The sequence below is a fragment of the Anaerococcus sp. Marseille-P9784 genome, from assembly GCF_902500265.1.
Taxonomy (GTDB): domain Bacteria; phylum Bacillota; class Clostridia; order Tissierellales; family Peptoniphilaceae; genus Anaerococcus.
The window spans coordinates 1-18314 of the sequence record NZ_CABVOZ010000004.1 but is presented as its reverse complement, the minus strand read 5'-3'; the positions used below and the strand labels follow the sequence as shown (position 1 = coordinate 18314).

Annotated in this window: 20 protein-coding genes and 1 riboswitch; of the genes, 3 read left to right on the top strand and 17 right to left on the bottom strand. The window is 30.7% G+C overall.

Translation table 11 applies throughout. The annotated features are described in order from the left end of the window. Positions 1-16: 16 nt before the first annotated feature. The 14 genes from GAN53_RS09365 to GAN53_RS09305 all read right to left on the bottom strand — a co-directional run bounded on the left by GAN53_RS09365 (position 17) and on the right by GAN53_RS09305 (position 11577). Positions 17-496, bottom strand: coding sequence for a CarD family transcriptional regulator (locus GAN53_RS09365; protein WP_151410792.1), 480 nt, complete (start codon positions 494-496; stop codon positions 17-19). Positions 497-584: 88 nt separating this feature from the next. Then, complete coding sequence (locus tag GAN53_RS09360) at positions 585-1490, bottom strand: diacylglycerol/lipid kinase family protein (RefSeq protein ID WP_151410791.1); 906 nt, start codon at positions 1488-1490, stop codon at positions 585-587. Positions 1491-1609: 119 nt separating this feature from the next. Continuing rightward, on the bottom strand, positions 1610-2401 hold the full coding sequence (locus tag GAN53_RS09355; RefSeq protein ID WP_151410790.1) for a hypothetical protein: 792 nt from the start codon (positions 2399-2401) through the stop codon (positions 1610-1612). Further along, positions 2401-3084, bottom strand: coding sequence for an ABC transporter ATP-binding protein (locus GAN53_RS09350; RefSeq protein WP_151410789.1), 684 nt, complete (start codon positions 3082-3084; stop codon positions 2401-2403). The genes GAN53_RS09355 and GAN53_RS09350 overlap by 1 nt, the downstream gene beginning before the upstream one ends. Positions 3085-3087: 3 nt before the next feature. Further along, positions 3088-3441, bottom strand: coding sequence for a GntR family transcriptional regulator (locus tag GAN53_RS09345; protein WP_151410788.1), 354 nt, complete (start codon positions 3439-3441; stop codon positions 3088-3090). Positions 3442-3588: 147 nt separating this feature from the next. After that, complete coding sequence (gene thiT / locus GAN53_RS09340; protein ID WP_151410787.1) at positions 3589-4152, bottom strand: energy-coupled thiamine transporter ThiT; 564 nt, start codon at positions 4150-4152, stop codon at positions 3589-3591. A gap of 27 nt (positions 4153-4179) precedes the next feature. Next, positions 4180-4268, bottom strand: a riboswitch (TPP riboswitch). Between the two features lie 48 nt (positions 4269-4316). Further along, a complete protein-coding gene (locus tag GAN53_RS09795) occupies positions 4317-4490 on the bottom strand; it encodes a hypothetical protein (protein WP_192574111.1) in 174 nt (57 codons plus the stop codon). Between the two features lie 139 nt (positions 4491-4629). Continuing rightward, on the bottom strand, positions 4630-5637 hold the full coding sequence (locus GAN53_RS09335; RefSeq protein ID WP_151410786.1) for a YveK family protein: 1008 nt from the start codon (positions 5635-5637) through the stop codon (positions 4630-4632). 8 nt (positions 5638-5645) lie between these two features. Beyond that, complete coding sequence (locus GAN53_RS09330) at positions 5646-6764, bottom strand: EpsG family protein (RefSeq protein WP_151410785.1); 1119 nt, start codon at positions 6762-6764, stop codon at positions 5646-5648. Between the two features lie 357 nt (positions 6765-7121). Then, on the bottom strand, positions 7122-8174 hold the full coding sequence (locus tag GAN53_RS09325) for a DUF4097 family beta strand repeat-containing protein (RefSeq protein WP_151410784.1): 1053 nt from the start codon (positions 8172-8174) through the stop codon (positions 7122-7124). Then, positions 8164-8523, bottom strand: coding sequence for a DUF2089 domain-containing protein (locus GAN53_RS09320; RefSeq protein ID WP_151410783.1), 360 nt, complete (start codon positions 8521-8523; stop codon positions 8164-8166). Before GAN53_RS09320 ends, GAN53_RS09325 begins: the two co-directional genes overlap by 11 nt. Before the next feature lie 225 nt (positions 8524-8748). After that, positions 8749-9450, bottom strand: a complete 702-nt coding sequence (locus GAN53_RS09315; RefSeq protein ID WP_151410782.1) for a hypothetical protein — start codon at positions 9448-9450, stop codon at positions 8749-8751. Beyond that, positions 9447-10448 carry a glycosyltransferase family 4 protein gene (locus tag GAN53_RS09310; protein ID WP_151410781.1) on the bottom strand — a complete coding sequence of 334 codons (1002 nt, stop codon included), beginning with the start codon at positions 10446-10448 and terminating at the stop codon, positions 9447-9449. Before GAN53_RS09310 ends, GAN53_RS09315 begins: the two co-directional genes overlap by 4 nt. Then, positions 10417-11577 (bottom strand): glycosyltransferase, encoded by a 1161-nt coding sequence (locus GAN53_RS09305; RefSeq protein ID WP_151410780.1) that lies wholly within the window; start codon positions 11575-11577, stop codon positions 10417-10419. The genes GAN53_RS09310 and GAN53_RS09305 overlap by 32 nt, the downstream gene beginning before the upstream one ends. A gap of 109 nt (positions 11578-11686) precedes the next feature. On the opposite strand from GAN53_RS09305, the gene GAN53_RS09300 reads away from it, so the two are divergent. Beyond that, entirely contained in the window at positions 11687-12037 is a 351-nt protein-coding gene (locus tag GAN53_RS09300) for an SdpI family protein (protein ID WP_151410779.1), read from the top strand. Between the two features lie 12 nt (positions 12038-12049). On the opposite strand, the gene GAN53_RS09295 is transcribed toward GAN53_RS09300, so the two are convergent. The 3 genes from GAN53_RS09295 to GAN53_RS09285 are packed head-to-tail and all read right to left on the bottom strand — an operon-like array spanning position 12050 to position 15007. Beyond that, positions 12050-13642 carry a hypothetical protein gene (locus tag GAN53_RS09295; RefSeq protein WP_151410778.1) on the bottom strand — a complete coding sequence of 531 codons (1593 nt, stop codon included), beginning with the start codon at positions 13640-13642 and terminating at the stop codon, positions 12050-12052. Position 13643: 1 nt separating this feature from the next. After that, positions 13644-14339, bottom strand: a complete 696-nt coding sequence (locus GAN53_RS09290) for an ATP-binding cassette domain-containing protein (protein WP_151410777.1) — start codon at positions 14337-14339, stop codon at positions 13644-13646. A 17-nt stretch (positions 14340-14356) separates the two neighbouring features. Then, positions 14357-15007: an HAD family hydrolase gene (locus tag GAN53_RS09285; protein WP_151410776.1), complete on the bottom strand. Its 651-nt coding sequence runs from the start codon at positions 15005-15007 to the stop codon at positions 14357-14359. A gap of 716 nt (positions 15008-15723) precedes the next feature. Between GAN53_RS09285 and GAN53_RS09280 the strand changes: the two genes are divergently transcribed. Continuing rightward, positions 15724-17169: a nicotinate phosphoribosyltransferase gene (locus tag GAN53_RS09280; RefSeq protein ID WP_151410775.1), complete on the top strand. Its 1446-nt coding sequence runs from the start codon at positions 15724-15726 to the stop codon at positions 17167-17169. Beyond that, the gene (locus GAN53_RS09275; protein ID WP_151410774.1) at positions 17166-17900 is read left to right on the top strand and encodes an SDR family NAD(P)-dependent oxidoreductase; all 735 of its coding nucleotides are present in this window, start codon (positions 17166-17168) and stop codon (positions 17898-17900) included. Before GAN53_RS09280 ends, GAN53_RS09275 begins: the two co-directional genes overlap by 4 nt. Positions 17901-18314: the final 414 nt, after the last annotated feature.

The following is an 18314-nucleotide window of genomic DNA, read 5'->3' as shown; positions in this document are numbered from 1 at the left end:
TACTCCTTTTAATAATTTAAAGACCAATGGACTCATCTATCATTTCTTCGCCCTTGCCTTTTTCTAGAGAACCTGCCATTACTAATTCACTTGCCAATATACGTCTTGCTCTATTAAGTAGTTTTTTCTCAGTTGTTGATAATCCTTTTTCCTTATCCAAAATTGCAAGATTTCTTACCATCTCGGCGATTTTGTATATGTCTCCTGTTTTTATTATTTCTTGATTTTCTCTATATCTAACATTCCAATTATCGGCCATTGGACTAGGATCATCGTCCAAAATTTTTAGGATTTCATCCCCTTCTTCTTTGCTAATAACATCTCTTATATTCATTTTATCGATATTTGAAATCGGTATTGAAATCTTCATGGAACCGATAGGCATTTTTAGGATGAAGTATTCTTTTTCTTCTCCCAAAAATTCCTTTTTTTCAATAGCGTCAATCACTCCTGCTCCGTGATTAGGGTATACGATTTTATCGCCTATTTTAAACATTATAACCTCCTAGGTTCTCACTTATATTATATCAAATTGCGAGAAACTAGTAAAACTTAGTTGGTTATTTTATTAATTTTAATATCTTCTAGGCTTTTTTGTTTGAACCTGTCCTAATTCGTATCTTTTTTTGTAAGATTTTTATCTGAGAATTTTTACTTCTTCCTCCAAATTCTCCATCCAAAGACCAGGAAACTTCTTTATCAGTAGATATTTTAAAATCACTTCCTTTTCTTAAAATTAGCATTTCATTTTCTTCGCCATTTGTAAGGCCCGAAATTATTTTGTTTAGATCTGCCAATGATTTTGGTGCTTTTACCATGGTTAGTTCAAAAATTCCATCTGATAAGCCTACATTATCACCAGTTATCCCTGTAAAACCACCAACAGAAACAGAATTTGTTACCATGAAATGGACGAATTCTCCAGAAATTTCTTTTCCATCTACTGATACTTTCATTTTATATGATGGCATGTTAGATAGAGGTAAAGTTTGCTTTAATCCTTCAAAAATATAAGCAGATCTACCAAAAATATTTTTCACGCCTTGATCTGTAGAAAAAGAGATATCAGAAAGAGCTCCAAAGGCTGCAACATAGACGAAATATTTATCATCAATCGCTCCTACATCTATCTTTTTTTCTTTACCATTTATTATAAGCTTTGTCGCCTCTTCTACATCTTCTGGAATATTTAGAGATTTTGAAAAGTCGTTGGTTGAGCCTGTTGGTATATAAGAGATTAATGGATCTAAATTTTCCTTGCAAACTGCAGCAACTATTTCATCTAAGGTTCCATCTCCACCAGCTACAATAATTTCCTCAAATTTTTGTCCACAATTTTCTATTAACAAAGCTCCATCGCCAGATTGCTGAGTGGCATAGATAGTAGTTAAATACTCATTTTGACTTAAATAATTGATAATCTCTGAAAGATTATCGTTTATTGTTTGTTGACCACTATTGGGATTATAAATAAATAGAGTATTTTTCATAAGTTCTCCTTGAAATTTCAAAAAATAAATTCTCTATTATATTTTACTCCTATTTATATTTATAATAAATAAAAAATTGCTCTCCTAAGATAAAAAGCACTTAGAAGAGCAATTATTAATTAATTTACTGATAATTTCTTATCGTGTAAAAAATAGCTTATCCCATACATTATTGACGATACTACTAGATTAAATAAAATAGGTATCAAAAATGTAGTATTTGAAATATTAGTAACTATTTTCATTCCCATGGCATTTACTTCTTTAACTTCATTAAGGTTGTTATAAAGAACATTTGTTTGTAGGTAAGAAAATGAAAAACCTATTAGAGCAAGCAGTATTATAAATACAAAAAGTGCTGCTGATTTAGAATATTTTGCCAAATATCTGCTGCCAGTTGCTGTTGATGCTAGTAAAAGCATACTAATAAGAGTTATTAAGATGCTAAAGGCTACAAGTAGTATTAGAGCAAACCTTCCTAGGCCTATATTTGCAATAATAGTCTTTATACCATCAAAAATATCACTTAATGTATAGGTCTGTTCTTTTTGAGCCAATCCTAATATTATAAAATTTACTATAAAAGACGTAAAAGATAAGATTCCTATTAGTAGATAGTTGATAAATCTTGCCCCTACTATCTGTGAACTTTTGTAGGCAAGCGTAGAATAAAAACTTGCTTGTTTGTCATAAAATCTTTTCATATCGTTATCTGTACCTATGCTTAAAGCAATAATAGGACCTACCATCAATAAAGTAAAGGAAATCACTATTGCAATTCCTATTAAGGCAGAAGTTTGAAAGACTTCATATAGTTTCATCAATATAAAAGATGAAATCAAAGGAAGAATCAACCACAAAATTATGCTTTTAAAATCCTCTTTGAATGTTTGTCCAATAAGTTTACCCATTACATTACCTCCACGAAATATTCTTCAATAGTCATGCCCTTATCTTCTCTAATCTCATCGGCACTTTGGTTTATGATAATTTTGCCCTTATCAAGGAAAATCGCCCTGTCGAGGATATTTTCAACTGCTGATATAAGATGAGTTGAAATTAACATAATTCCCTGATAATCAAAATTATCAATTATCGTATCTATAACTATTTTTCTAGATTTTGGATCAACTCCACTTATCGGTTCATCCAAAAGATATATCTTAGCCTTTCTCGATAAAGTTAGGGCAATTTGAACCTTATCTCTCATACCCTTAGAACATTCTTTCATTTTAAGATCTTTTGAAATATCAAATTTTTCTAGCAAATCGTAAAATTTATTGCTTTGAAAATCTTCATAGAATTTCCTATACAAGTCGACTATTTCTACAATTTTCAAATTATCATCAATTGCCAAATGATCTGGTTGGTAGGAAATTAAACTATTTGTAAGCCCTCCTGGATTTTCGCCCTTAATTTTGACATCGCCCTTGTAATTTCTCTCAAGGCCAGCTAGTATTCTAAGCAAAGTAGTTTTGCCCGAACCATTTTCTCCCAAAAGTCCAATAATTTGGCCTTCTTCTAATTTTAGATCTAGATTATCTAAAACAGCTCTGCCTCCATAAACCATGGTTAAATTTTTAATATCAATCATTTTTTACTCCCAATATTTCCTTAATTGCTCAAGCGCCTCATCTTTTTCTAAATTCAAGTTTTTTGCTCCTTGGATAAAATCATCTGCAATCTTTTCAAAAGTTTTGTTTTCTAGCTTTGAAATAAGTTTAGTATCTTCTGTTACAAATCTTCCAGCAGTTCTCTTACTTTCGCAAAATCCATCTCTTTCAAGCTCCGCTAATGCTTTTTGAACTGTATTAGGATTTACCTCATAAATTTTGGCAAGATTTCTGACAGAATCAATTTTTTCTCCAGCTTTCCATTCTCCAGTTGAGATTTTTATCTTAAAATCTTCTAAAAGTTGCAGATATATAGGTCTTTGTGAATCAAATTTCATCAAAACCTCCTAGCTTTGTATTATTGTATTACTGTCTTGGTACAATAATATTATATCACCATGATTTTCTATGTCAAGACATTTTTGAAAATTTTTTATATTTTTTAAATAAAAAAACAAGCCCTAGGGCTTGCAAAAAAATATTTTTTAAATTTTGTTGATTTTTGTCATATCTCTTGTCAAGAAATTTCTTAATAGGTAGATAATTACTAAAGTTATTGCAAATTCTACTAGTAAAAATGAACCGTTATAGATTATTGAATACATCAAGGCTCCTTGGCCTTCAGGTGCATATGAAGCAAAGAATATTACTCCAGTTAATACATGGCAAATAAATCTTCCCAATACAGCTATTGCTGTGCCTACTAGAATTGGACCTATATTTTTTGTTTCTAAAAATTTGTCAGAAAATATTCCAGCTAGTCCCAAAAGTCCAAAAGCTAATGGATAATCCAAGATGGCTTGAACTGGATGCATAATATAACCACCAAATATCATATCCAAAACTCCATAAACTGCGCCAACTAATAGACCCTTTACGCATCCATGTCTTAGGGCAAAGATTATTAAAGGAATCATTTGACCTGCTGTAATTGAACCACCTTGTGGCATTTCAAATAATTTTATTCGTCCAAGTACAAAGGATAAGGCTATGCAAATAGCTCCTTCTGTTAACATTCTAGTTGTCCAAGTATTGTTTGTTTTTTCCATAAAAAAATACCTCCTTTGCACATACTCAAAGAGGCTTAGACACTTTCCTCCGCAAGCATTACCTTGAGTCAGGTTAAGGGTATAATCTCAGCTAAAAAGCACCCCTAGTGCGTATATATTATATACCAATAAAATTTTTTTGTAAAATAAAAGGGGCCAAGCCCCTAAATTTCCGATAAATTACAAGTTTCTATATAAAAATTATCTCCATTATATTCCACAAATACAAATCCATTTTCTTCTTCTTGCAAAATTTTAACAAGAGATCCCTTTTCCAAAGTGTCAAAACTTGCGTTTTTTTCTGGAGAGGAGAAAATTTCAGAATCTTCTTCGACCATATAAAACCCGTTGATTTGAAGAGATTTATCTTCTCTTATTTCTTTTTTATTTTGGAAAATTTCGATATTTTTTTGCTGGTAAGTTTCTTTTTGTCCGCAGGAACTTAAAAATAATAAGGAAATTATAAGTAGTAGTTTATTAATGATAAATCACCCCTAAAAGTTTAATTTCAAGTCTTTCTAGCTCTTTGATGTTGTAGGTTAGTTCATTTTTATGGCTATTTTTCTTAACTAAAATAATTTTATAATCTTCAAAATCAGAAAAATCTATGGTTGATGGATTATCCAAGGCTTCTTCATCAATTAATATATAAGGAGATTTTTCTTTTGCATCTTCTATTTTGTCTATATCCTCGGAATTTATTACATAAGCATCTAAGATTTCTCCTAAGTCTTTTCCTATTGATAAATCTTTACTTTTTTTATTTAATGGACTTAATCCTACTATCATCTTCGGGGATAAAAATCTTATTTTACGGCTTACTTTGCTAAGCTCGCCCTTGGTTTCTTTAGATAAATCAGCCAAAACTTCTATATTCATTTCTCTTATATCAGCTGCTGAATTTATCTTATCTGATAAAATTTCTCTTACGATGAGTATAAAAATTCCAATTAATCCTCCAAGGAAAAATCCTAAAAGTGTAAAGATTATTCCACGTTTTTTTGGAGAATTATTTACATTTACTTTTTGCAAATATTCAATATTTTCCATATTTAGATAATTTTTGGCAAAAGATCTAAATTCTTCAGCAATTAGGGTCAAAGTGTCTTTGGCACGATTTTTATCTGAATCCTTGTAAGTTAGGGTAATCACTCCTCCTTGGGGATTTACTTCATAGGAAAATTTATTGGAAATATTATTTCCACCGTCAGCTTTTACTTCTTTTTCAACGTCTTGAAATAAATCGTCTGACTCCAAAAACTGCCCATAAATATTAGCAAGTTTTTCGTTTAGAATTAATTTGTTGTAAGTAATTGGCTTATCGTCGTTGCTTGTAACTATCAAAACAGTTTCTGCTTGATATTTGCCTTCAAGCAAAATTTCTTTGGCAAAAACCAAAAGCCCAAGAATGAGCGCGGGAATTATTATAAATTTTTTATTTCTTTTGATTGCATCAATAATTTGATTTGTAGTAAGTTTTTCCATAAAATCTCCTATTTTAGTGAATAAATTGCATTTAAATTTGTAAAGAAAAAGTCATAACTTGGAGCTTTGACCATCAAAAATACTGCGTAGGGCAGTATAAAAACCACAAGAGATAAAATAATTAAAAATCTGCCAAGTTTATCTATCTCTTTTATTTCATCAAGAACTAAAGGTATATAAATTATTTGTAGAATGGATATAAAGGTTGAAAATCTAAAGGCTATGGCAATTGACGACCTAAAAACCAATAAGGCAATCAAATAAAACCACATGGCCTTAAGAGAAGCTTCTTCAATAGAGAATTTCTCAAAAGATTTCTTGTTAAAATACATTATACTTGTTACAAATAGGGCCAGAGCAAAAATGATTCTCGGATCATATATTGCCATAGCTCCGGCAAATTTCCCGGTAAAGGTATAGGAATTTATCTTTAATGCCATTCTCGATAAGCCAACAGCTGACATTAAACTTGCCATCAAACTAAAAAATCTTGCCGAGAAAATACTAACAAGAAAAGCAGCGCCCAGACTCAAAACTTTAAGTAGATTTCCAATTCTAAAAAGCATCAAAAATAAAAATGCCAATAAAATTATGGCAGCCCTATGAAAGCTAAAAGCAAGGAGAAAAAACATAAAGCTTTTAAAGAATTTTTTCTCTGACAAGGCGTCAATGCTAATAAGTCCAAGGCCAATAGCTGATGCAGTTCTTGCAGTTTGCATATCAAATTGCATGAAAACCGGCAAAAATATAAGGGCAGATAAAAAAGGATTCCTGCTTTTTTTAATAGAAATATAAGCAACCGGGATAATTGATAGTGCATTCATCAAAACTATGACCCATTGGCGAGAAATTCCAAAATAATTAATCAAATAGGAAAATAATCTAAAAGAAAATTCTACTGGATAAGAAAAATTTAAAACTTTTGAAAAATCTAGACCAATATCTTTGACAAACCACAAATAATTGTAATAATCAGCATCACCTGATCCACGCAAGGCCGCAAAAATAAACATTATAAAAAACATTAGTCCTGCAAAAATTTGTTTGTTTTTTTTATTATTAAATTTTATCAAGCTATTTACCGCAAACAAAACTAGTTCGGTAAGTGTAAATAATGTAAAACCCATAAAGACCTCTATTTTCTAAAAATATTATAACAGATTGGAGGAATTTTAGGAAAAAATTATAGATTTTACCTAAATTTTACAAATTATTTAAAAATTCAAAATAAGTTTTGCCTATTATATAATTAAGTAAACAGAAAATATAGTTTCCGCTGATTTTTATAATAAAAATTACTTTCTTCCTTAAACGTTATGTAAAACTGTTTACTAGTGCAAAAGTTGGACCCTCAAACTTTTGTAAAGCTCTCTAGAAAATAAATAAGAGAGAATACTGTCAACTAGATGTTGACAGTTTTTGTTTTAAAAAAATAAAACCCTAAGTTAAGTAAAATTTACACTTAACTTAGGGTTTTATAATTTTTATCTTAGAGAAACTTTGCCAAAGCTAGAATCTATATTTATATTTAGATCTGTATTGTTGATATTGGTTGAAACTTCAAAGCCATCTTCGTTTTGGATCTTGTTTTTAAATCTATCTGAAATATCAAGATAATGTCCATCGACATTTGCTTTGATATCGCCATTGTAGCCTTCTGCATCGATTATAATATTTCCTGAAGTAGAATCTAGGCTGATATTTTTTGTATCTTTGATGCCAAAAATTCTAATATTTCCAGAAGTTGTATCAGCATCAAATTCTTTGGAATTTAGTCCATCAACTCTAATATTTCCACTTACAGCATCTACACTTGCCATTTCGCCACTGATATTTGATAGATAAACTGCTCCATTTACATTGTCAATTTCAAGTTCACCGTTGGTATTTTTGATATCTATTTTGCCATTAACATTGTCTATGGATAGGTTGCCAGAAGAATTTATAATGGTGATTTTTGCGTTAACAGAATCTATGGTTTGATCTTTAAAATCTACATCTGAAATTTCTACAGTTCCATTTACTATGTCAATTTCTAGATTTTCATAAAGATTTTTTGCCAAAGAAAGTTTAATAACCGCACTTGCATCGACATTGTTATATTTGTCATTAACTGTAATATTTAGTGAATCTTCATTAATATCGACATCTAAATAATCGATAAGATCATTTTTCTTTGACCAAATATCTTGAGATAATGTTATTGCAGAGTCAACTGCTCTTTCAATTAAGATTTTCCCATTTGGAATATCAATAGAAATTTTATTGATATCATCGTCAATTCTCATTTCTGCGTGAGTATTGCTCTCGCCTTTGATATTAAATTGATTTATATCAAAATTATCAAAATCAATATTATTTATGGTTTCTGTTGTCTTTTTTATTACGCTATCAATAGATTGGCTTAGTTTTGAAATAAAGTCATTTTCGCTTTTGATTTTTTTGCCACCTACTGCATCAAGTAAGCTATTTGCTTCTTCAACTGTAATTTTGCCTTCTTTAAGCATTTCTAAAATCATTTGTTTTTCATCGTTCATCTTTTAATTCCTCCAATAATTCACGAGCTTGCTCAGCTGTAATCTCGCCATTATCAAGCATATTAAGTATGTCGATACGACTAGCCTTCTTGTCAACTGTTCCACCTAATTTGGCAACCAACTTATCAATTCTATTTCTAACTGTAGGGTATGAAATTCCAATTTCCTCACCTACATCCTTAATGCTTCCTCTTTTTTGTAAAAAAAGTTCAATAAATTCTTTATCTTCCTTATCAAGTCTAGCAAAATTATCCATTTCAAATTCGCCAGAAACTTCAGTATAACAATTATTGCATTTATATGATGTGATCATCATTTCAGATCCACAATTTGGGCATTTATTAATCATACAAATCCTCCTTTTGATATGAATATACTATCAAATTAATATTTGTAAAGTCAAAATTAATTTTTTTAATTATTTTTTTTGTTTTTATAAATAATCGAAGTTGAACCTTGTGTATTTTGATAAGAGTTGATTTTATTTTTCTTTAAAATATATATTATCTAAATGATTTTTGTAAAAATCCCAATAAAAAAACGAGTCTTTTTCAAAACTCGTGTCTTTATAAATTTAAACAATTTCAACAAAATCCCTATCCCAATAGGAACGTAAGGTTCTTGTTATCCATAATATGGTATTTAGCATCACTATTGCCAATAAAACCATGCCAATCCACATAAAGTATTCTAGGGCTATTTTATTTTTCATCAAAAGACTTGGGGCGAATCTATAGATAAGGGCACAAGCAAAGAAAAAAGTCATCCACTTTGCGCTTGTTCTAAAATTTTCCTTAAAATCAGGAAAAATCATTGATTTTTTGCCATATTTGCCCAAGTATTTATCCCTTGCTTCTTTTATTTTTTCCCTGTCTTCTTTGGGCAAATTATCTATTAGAGCTGAGTAATAATGCTCCATATCTACTGGGGTTGAGGCGTATTTTCTCAAATTTAATAGCTCTTTTAGGGAATATTCTAGTGTTAAGATTTTTCCTGTAATTGTAGCTTTTGACCTATAGGTTCTTCTTTCTTCTCTTAGATTTTTTAATTTTTCTACATCTCTTAGAGGATCTAAAAGTTTTTGAGTTTCCACTTCATAATTTCTCTTATTTGCCAAAAATTTGCTAAATATTATTACTGCTACAAACATTACAAATATTTGAGAAACTATTAAGGCTATATTACCTCCACCAAAAGATGATGTTATTATCAACATCATGCCAGGTATAAGCTGGGTCATAAATGCTATTAGTAAAAAATATAATATTGATCTCATAAATTCATTACCTTCTTGTAACAAGCAACTAGTTTTTTGCCTGTATTTTCTATGGATTTTTCTTCTGCTATTTTATAGGCAACTTCGCTTAGACTTTTTAGTTCCCCCTCCAAAATTTGACGGATTTTCTTTTCAAAGTCTAATATTCCATCTGCCTTGTAAATATTTACGCCATCTTCATATTCATCTTCAAAAATTTCTATATCGCGAATCAAAATATCCGCCTTGCAAGCCAAAGCTTCAAGAAGGACTATGCCTTCTGTTTCTTCGTGTGTTAGAAATACATACAAATCGCTTCCGCAATAAGCTTCTCTTAAATCATCGCTATTTATATAGCCTGGAAAATGAAGATTTGCTGGGGCTGTATCTATATCCTTGTTTATTTCTGGTGGAATTATGGAGGGATTTAATTCGCCAAACCAAATAAATTCATATTCTGGCATCCTTTTGGCAAGGGCGATGAAATCATCTATGCCCTTTCTTTTGATTGGAAGACCCACTGAAATGATAGTTTTTTTTTTTTTATCAAGTCCATATTTATTGTAAAAATTTTCCCTGTCATTTTCTTTTTGCTTCCAAAAATCTAGATCAATTCCATTAGAAACTACTTCTATGTCTTTTTTTAGCTTATAACTTTCTAAGATTCTTTTGGAATACTCACTTGGGGTAATAATTAAATCTCCCTTGTTGTAGCAATATGTAAGCCAAACCTTAAAGGCTGGTGCAATTTGATTGCTTAGGATAAAGGAATCTTTAAAATCTTCCTTAGTTGAATGAGCGTGGTAGATGACTTTTTTGCCATCTTTTTTGGCCTTATCTGCAAAAGTTACAGAATTTGGCAAAATCGTATTTATATGAACCAGATCGTATGAATCATTCTCATCGAGGGTATAATCACAACCAACTGTTTCAAGAGCCTTGATCTGGTGGTCGATGGCCTTGCCAACTCCCGATTGTTTTACTTTATCATAATCTTTTGTATATAGAAGGACTTTCATAATCGTACTCGTTTACCGCTTTCTCGTATAAATCTTCACATTTTCTTCCAAAACTTTCCACAGAAAAATTTTCTATGGCATAGGATCTGGCGTTTTTCTTTAATTTTTCGTAAAGATCTGTATCATCTAATATTTCATCAACATAAGTTTTGTATTGGTCAAAATTTTCATAAGAATAACCGTTAAATCCATCGATTAGAACATTTTCTAGTGATGTATCTTTCCTACAAACTGCAATCGTCCCATTGGATAAGGCTTCATAATAGGTAAGGCCTTGGGTTTCTGATGTAGATGCAGTTGTAAAGATATCGGCAATTTGATAGTATTTGTTGACATCTTTTGGATTGACCATGCCTACAAAATTAATATTTTTCTTAAAATTTTTGCTATATTCTTTTAATTTTTCAAGATATGGCCCACCACCGACAATAATAAATTCCGTATCAGCTCTATCAAGCTTTTGGTAAAAATCTATTAGCTCTTCGATGTTTTTTTCTTCGGCAAGTCTTCCTAAATAAAGCAAAACTTTTTTGTTTTTGCTAATACCAAGCTCACTTCTTAGATCTTCTTCATAAAGTTCTGGGATTTTTACTCCAGTTGCTATAATTTTTATTTTTTCTGGACTTATCTGATAAGATTTTAAAATTTCGCTTGTTTTTTCTGTAGGAACTATTATGTAATTGCAAAGATCAGAAAAGGCTTTGCTTGCCTTAGCCACAAGCTTTACACCGATTTTTTTGTGAGAAGTAAAATAATGGGTGTAATCTTCATAAACTGTATGGTAGGTGTGGACTATGGGAATATTTAATAATTTTGAAAGAGCTTTTGCCATAATGAAGGTTGAAAATTCGCACTGGCTATGGATTATATCTGGCTCCCACTTTCTAATTGCCCTTAAGTGTGTTTTTGCCAAAATATTTGTAACTCTCGCCTCAGGATAAATTTTCTTAGCAGAAAGAGAGCCAATATAATAGACATCTTCGCTTGTAAAGCTTGTGATGCTATCAGAAAGTGTTAGAACTTTCACCTCGTGGCCTTGTTTTTCTAAATATTCTTTTAAATTTAAAACCGAACGCACTACCCCGTTTACAACAGGGTAATACCAATCGCTTGTTATTAATATTTTCATAGTATCCTCATCATTACTATATGTGCTTTTATTTTTTTTACAATTTTTCTAAAATATCTCACTTTAATTATTAAAAAACTTTAGTATAGTTTTAAAAAGTGAGGTAGATATGGGTCCTTTAATCGCATCAGATATTATACTATTAATTTTTACAATTTATGTAGGAATCTTTTTTAGAAATTTTTATAGCCCTTATCCTGAAATGAAAGTTGGTTTTCATATTTGGGAAGTTTGTTACAGCAAAGACTGCTGGGAATACGGCAACAAATTTGCCGGCAAAGTCGCCATTATTCTTGGTCTTTTGCTTTTTGGCATAATTTATCCAATTCTACTTTTTATAAAGTTAAAAAGATCCTACCTAACAATTTTACTAATCCTATTTGCTCTAATTTATTTCTTATTGCTTTATTTTATAGTAAAAATAAGAATGCACAAAAAATTTAAGCTAAAAGATAAATAAAGCCTAAAGGCTTTATTTTTTTATCCTAAAATTCTCATGAGAACTTGTTTTTATGGCAAAGGCAAATACTCCAATTAAAAGCGCCATTATAATTGCCATATATAATAAAATTGTATTCTTATCAACCGTTCCTTTCCAAATTCCAAGAGGGATAGCTATGCAATTAATATAATAAAAAATGCGCACTACAAAATTATAAGCTTTGCCAACACTCATGGCAGATACATCGTAAGGCTGAAAGCTATAATAATTAAAAAGGTCAAAAGATGGATAAAAAATATAGGCTATAATTGCAAAAATCCCACAAATCATTAAATTTTTTAAGGCAAAAAATGGAAACTCAAAGTAAATAAAGCCCAAAGCCAATAAAATCACAAGCAAGGCTGGAAAACTTATTTTCAGAATTGACCTAATTCTAAATTTGTACATATCAAAAATCGCCTTTTTATCCTTATAAAATCCGTAAACCATCAAAGATCTATCGCAATTTTCAAACATGATTCGACTTAGCTTTTCAATTTTAAAAAGTATATAAGTTATAATTATTAATCCTGTTGGAATTATTTTTTCCACCGAATCAGAAATATCTTTATAATAAATTTTGCCAAAAACTATTGCAAGGACTAAAAATCCAGCAAAAATAATGTATTTTTTTATTAAAGGCTTAATAATAATTCTCTTGTGCCTTTGGAAAAATAACTTATTTAAAAATTCGTAAGCAAAAACATTAGAAGATTTATCAAATGTTAGATCTTCTTTTTTAAGACTTATTGAAGCTTTATAAATTTCCTTAGGATCTGTGCTAATATTTGCCTGGTCAAATTTAGCTTTTTCTAAAATTTTTCCATAATTATCAAAGGAAAATAAATATTTTAGACTAAATAAATAAAAAATCAAGCTTATGGCAAAGCTAATTAGTAAAATTTTCTCATCAATTACTCTGATTTTTTGGCAGAGGAAAAAAACTATGACAAAATTTCCCAAAACTACAAGTGCTTTATTGGTAAAATCTTTTTCATATTTGTCAAAGATATGTAAATTTAGTCCGCTTATGCTAACTCCTAGAAAATTGATGATAAAAGTTAGTAAAATTGCTTCTTTTAGAGAAAAAATCATACAAAAAGGCAAAATTCTTCCAATAGTTTCTAATAAAGGTTCAAAAATCCCAAAAATCAAACTGCTTTCCTTAGCTTTTATCTTATATATTATCCCAAGCATCCTCATTTTAAACCTACTTTTATAAATTTCATTGGCTAATAAAGTAGGAGCCAAATAAAAGGCCAAAAAAGCATAGGAATTTTTACCGATATTAAAAAAAGTATCGTAAATTCCACCGTTTAATTTGCCAAAACTTGTAAAAATCCAAAGGATAAAGCCTGACATAAAAATAGCTAATAAAAAGGATAAGTAGGAAATTACAATTTGCTTGAGGATTGAAAAAATTGGCCCAAAAAAATAGACGAATTTTTTAAGTCTGTAAAATTTGTACTTATCTCCAGTAAATTTCCCAATTATAGGAAGATTGTGAAAAAATCTTATAATAGTATTTATAAGAGCGCAAAGCTCTGCATTTTCAATAATTCTATATTTTTTGTAATATTGCATATCAAGCCTTTAGTAAATCAATAATTTCCGCCTCAAAATCAGGATTATCTTTGATTTTCTTGTCAACTTTTTGAATTTTCCCTTGGTGAAGCAAAATTATTTCATCGGCCATATTTTTTGCCAAATCCAAAATATGAGTAGAAAAAATAATTATGTGTTCGCTTTTGATCGATTTAATCAGATCTTTCATTTCTTTTTGAACCACCACATCTAGGGAATTTAGAGGTTCGTCCATCAAAATTACCAAAGGCTTTAAAATTAAAAACATCATCATTTGTAGTTTATTTCTCATTCCGGTCGAATAATCTTGGATAAGTCTATCCAAATCTTCATCGAGAAATTTGACCAAATCGAAATAATAAGACGCATCTTTTAGGTCTTTGATTTTTTCCTCGTTAACTTCTATAAAAAATTTTATAAATTCTCTTCCAGTCAAAAATTTCGGCAAATCTGGTTCTGCTAACATCAAAAATATGTCGTCTAGCTTTAGTGGAAGTTTTTCATCGCCATCTACAAGGTAAAATTCTCCTTGGTCATTTTCAAGTTCTCTAGCTATTAGGTTAAACAAAGTAGTTTTCCCTGCACCATTTCTGCCCAAAAGTCCATAAATAATTCCCTGGTCAAAAGTTACCGACAAATCATTTAGGACGTTTTTCTCTTTAAAACTTTTTGATAAATTTTCTATAACAACTTGCAAAGTAAGCTCCTAGTGCCTCAAATTCTTCTAATACTTGTAATTTCTTCTGGCGAATCTATTATCAAATCTGGTTTTTCTTTTTCTAAAATTTCCCTATCTCTAAAGCCCCAAGAACAAGCAACTGTAAAGACATTGGCATTTTTGCCACATTTTATATCAACTTCGCTATCGCCAAAATATAAAATATCTGAGAAGTTCACCCCAAAATGATCGGCAATTATCATAAGTCCCTCTGCTGAAGGTTTTCTCTTGTAATCATTTCTAAAACCTAGAATGTAATCAAAATAATTTTCTCCAAAAATTCCATTTAATATTTTTTTGCAAGTTTGGTCAGGTTTATTGGAAAAAGCTACAACTATCTCATTTCTTTCTTTCAGAATATCCAAAGCTTCTTTAATACCAGAAAAAGGCTCTGTTAGATAAAGTGGATTATCGTCGTAGGATTTATTATAAACTTTGTAAATTTCTTCTTTTAAGCTTTCATCTCCATCAAAATTTTGATAGTCAAAGGCTCTATTAAGCAAAACTTTTGGCCCATTTCCAACAAATTCCCTCACTTTTTTTATTGGAATTTCAACTAGTCCATAAGCTCTTAAAGTTTTATTTAGGTGGTAGCTAATAACCTTTAGAGTATTAAGCAAAGTACCATCTATATCAAAAATATACATCTTAACTCCTTTTAAATTTATACTAACACTTTACCATAAAAAAATTTTTTTGGATAATATGATTTTTTTTATTAATAATATTAGTAACTTTTCTTAATACTATATGATAATTTGATAAAAAAATCTTAAGTTTCATTATTTTTTTAATTCTTAGCCTTCGTCCTTGGAGGGCGGCTTTAAGGAACTGTCGATTGTCCCTCCAAACTACTCCGCAACCTCACCCTTAAACGACCATTGCATGGAGCAACAAGGGTAGGAATTGCTTCGCAATGTCCTTTTTGAATATAAAGTCAGAAAATTGAAACAATAAACTTACTGATATTCTAAAGTGTTTATAACTCAACTATTTCAAAAAAAAAGAATTCGCGGAGCGAACTTCTACTACTCATTGCTCCCTGCAAGGGCGGCGGGAGATAAAAGCCCATTGATTTTGGGCTTTTATCCCGAAAACAGAGTGCGATAGCACGGAGGAGCTTCGAAGAAGCGAGTTTTCGTAGAATAAGGTTGGGGGTTTGGGGGAGGATAAAGGGGTCTCCGTTACCCCTATATCCTATCCCCCAAAAACGAAGGCAATTATTAAAAAAACGAAAACATAAAGATATCAAAATATTAAAAGCACAATAATTAAAAAAATAATTTTTCTAGGTCTTTTCCATGTAATTGTGTATACAAATGGTAAAGTATAAAATAATAAAAAAACTTGAAAAGAGGCTTTAATGAATAATAAAAGAAATTTATCCCTGCTTAGTGATTTTTATGAATTTACTATGGCAAATGGATATTTTAATAATGGTATGAAAGATACTGTGGCAATTTTTGATGCATTTTATAGAAATAATCCTGATGGAGGTGGATATTCAATCTTTGCGGGCTTAAATGACATAATCGATTATGTGAAAAATTTATCTTTTTCTGCTAGCGATATAGAATATCTTAGAAAAGAAGGTAATTTCTCAGAAGATTTTTTGGAATATCTTAAAGATTTCAAATTTACAGGAGATATTTGGGCATATCCAGAAGGATCTGTAATTTTTCCAAATGAGCCAATTGTAACTGTCAAAGCTCCAATAATTGAATGTTCAATTTTAGAAACATATTTACTTTTGTCTATGAATTTTAATTCATTGATAGCTACAAAAACTAGCCGAATTGTAAAGGCAGCAGGCAACAGACTTGTTATGGAATTTGGCGCAAGACGTGCCCAAGGAGCAGATGCTTCACTAACTGGAGCAAGAGCAGCTTACATAGCTGGAGCTCCTGTTACAAGCAACACTCTTTCAGCCAAAACTTACGGTTTTAAACCTGCAGGAACTATGGCGCATTCTTGGATTCAAGCCTTTGATAGCGAATATGAAGCTTTCAAAACTTACGCTCTTTCCTATCCGGAAAATTGCATTTTGCTAATTGATACCTACGATACTATCAACAGTGGTCTACCAAATGCTATGAGAATTTTCAAGGAAATTCTAGAGCCAAGAGGCTTATCTGGTGGTGTTAGAATTGATTCTGGCGACCTTGCATATTTATCCAAAGAAATTAGAAAAATCTTAGATGAAAATGGTTTTAAAGATGCAAAAATTGTAGCAAGCAATTCACTTGACGAATTTAAAATTATTTCCCTACTTAACCAAGGAGCTGAAATAGATTCCTTTGGCATCGGCGAAAGACTAATAACTAGCAAATCTGACCCAGTTTTTGGTGGAGTTTATAAGCTTGTGGGAATTTATGATGATGATAAACTCATTTCAAAAATCAAAGTTTCAGAAAATGTAGAAAAAATCACCACCCCAGGCTTTAAAAATGTTTACAGACTTTACGACAAAAAAACTGGCAAAGCTGAGGCTGATTACATTAGCCTTAGAGAAGAAGAGATGGATGATAGCAAGCCACTTGTAATATTTGATCCATTATTTACCTGGAAAATGAAAAAAATGGATAATTATAAGGCAAGACTAATGCAAGAGAAGATTTTTGAAAATGGTAAGTTGATATATGAAGAACCATCCCTTGATGAAATTGCAAAATATTGCAAAAGCGAGCTAGATAGTATGTGGGAAGAAGTGAAAAGATTTGATACACCGCACAATTACTATGTCGACCTATCTCAAGACTTGTGGAATCTAAAACAAAATCTAATTCTTGAAGCTAAAAAAGGCATATGATTGCAATAATAACAGGAGCAAGCTCTGGAATAGGCCTTGAATTTGCCAAACAAATTGACAAGATCGGCTTTGATAAAATAATTCTTCTAGCAAGAAGAAAAGAAAGGCTTATAGCTTTAAGCGAAATTTTGCAAAGTAATGTCCAAATTCTAGACTTAGACCTAAGAAAAGATGAAAGTTTTAAGATCCTAGAAAAAAATATAAAAAATGAAAAAATAGGACTTGTCATAAATTCGGCTGGACTTGGGATAAATGATTATTTTGATCAAATTTCAATAGAAAAAGATGAAAATGTTATAGATGTAAACATAAGTGCTCTTACAAAAATAATAAAAATTGTAAAACCCTACATGGCAGAAAATTCTTCCATAATAAATGTGGCATCAGTAGCTGGCTTTATCCCTCAGCCAAAATTTGCAGTTTATGCTGCAAGCAAATCCTATGTAATAAGCCTATCAAGAGCATTAAATATGGAATTTAAAGATGAAAAAATACACGTCCAAGCGCTCTGCCCTAATCCAGTAGCAACTGAGTTTCTCCAAGGAAACGATCCAAAATTCAAAAAATTTGCCTACGAAGATATAGAAAAATTGGTAGCAAAATCACTAAAAAAATCCAAAAGCAAAGACCTAGTGACAACAAATCCACTTGCAAAAATAGTTCAAATACTAGGAAAAATTTTTCCCCACAAATGGATAATGATAATTGAAAAATTAATAGAATTATATTAAGAGCAAGATATTTTTTTCTTGCTTTTTTAATTTGCTATTTTTTAGAAGTATCGGAAATAGAAAACAATATTTTTTATAGATGTAAATCTTATATTCTAATATTCTTTTACTTTCTAGACTTCGACCTTGGAGGGCGGCTTTAAGGGACTTTCGATTGTCCCTCCAAAGCCCCCTCCAAACCACCCCGCAAAGGACACCCTGTAAACGACCATTGCATGGAGCAATAAATGTAGGAATTGCTTCGCAATGTCCTATTTGAAATTAATTTCAGAAAATTGAGAGAATAAACCAACTGATGTTCTCAAATTTTTAAAAAATAAATTATTTCAAAAAAAAGAATTCGCGGAGCGAACTTCTACTACTCATTGCACCACGCAGTGGCGGCGGGGGGTAACAAGGGTAAGGGGGTTTGGG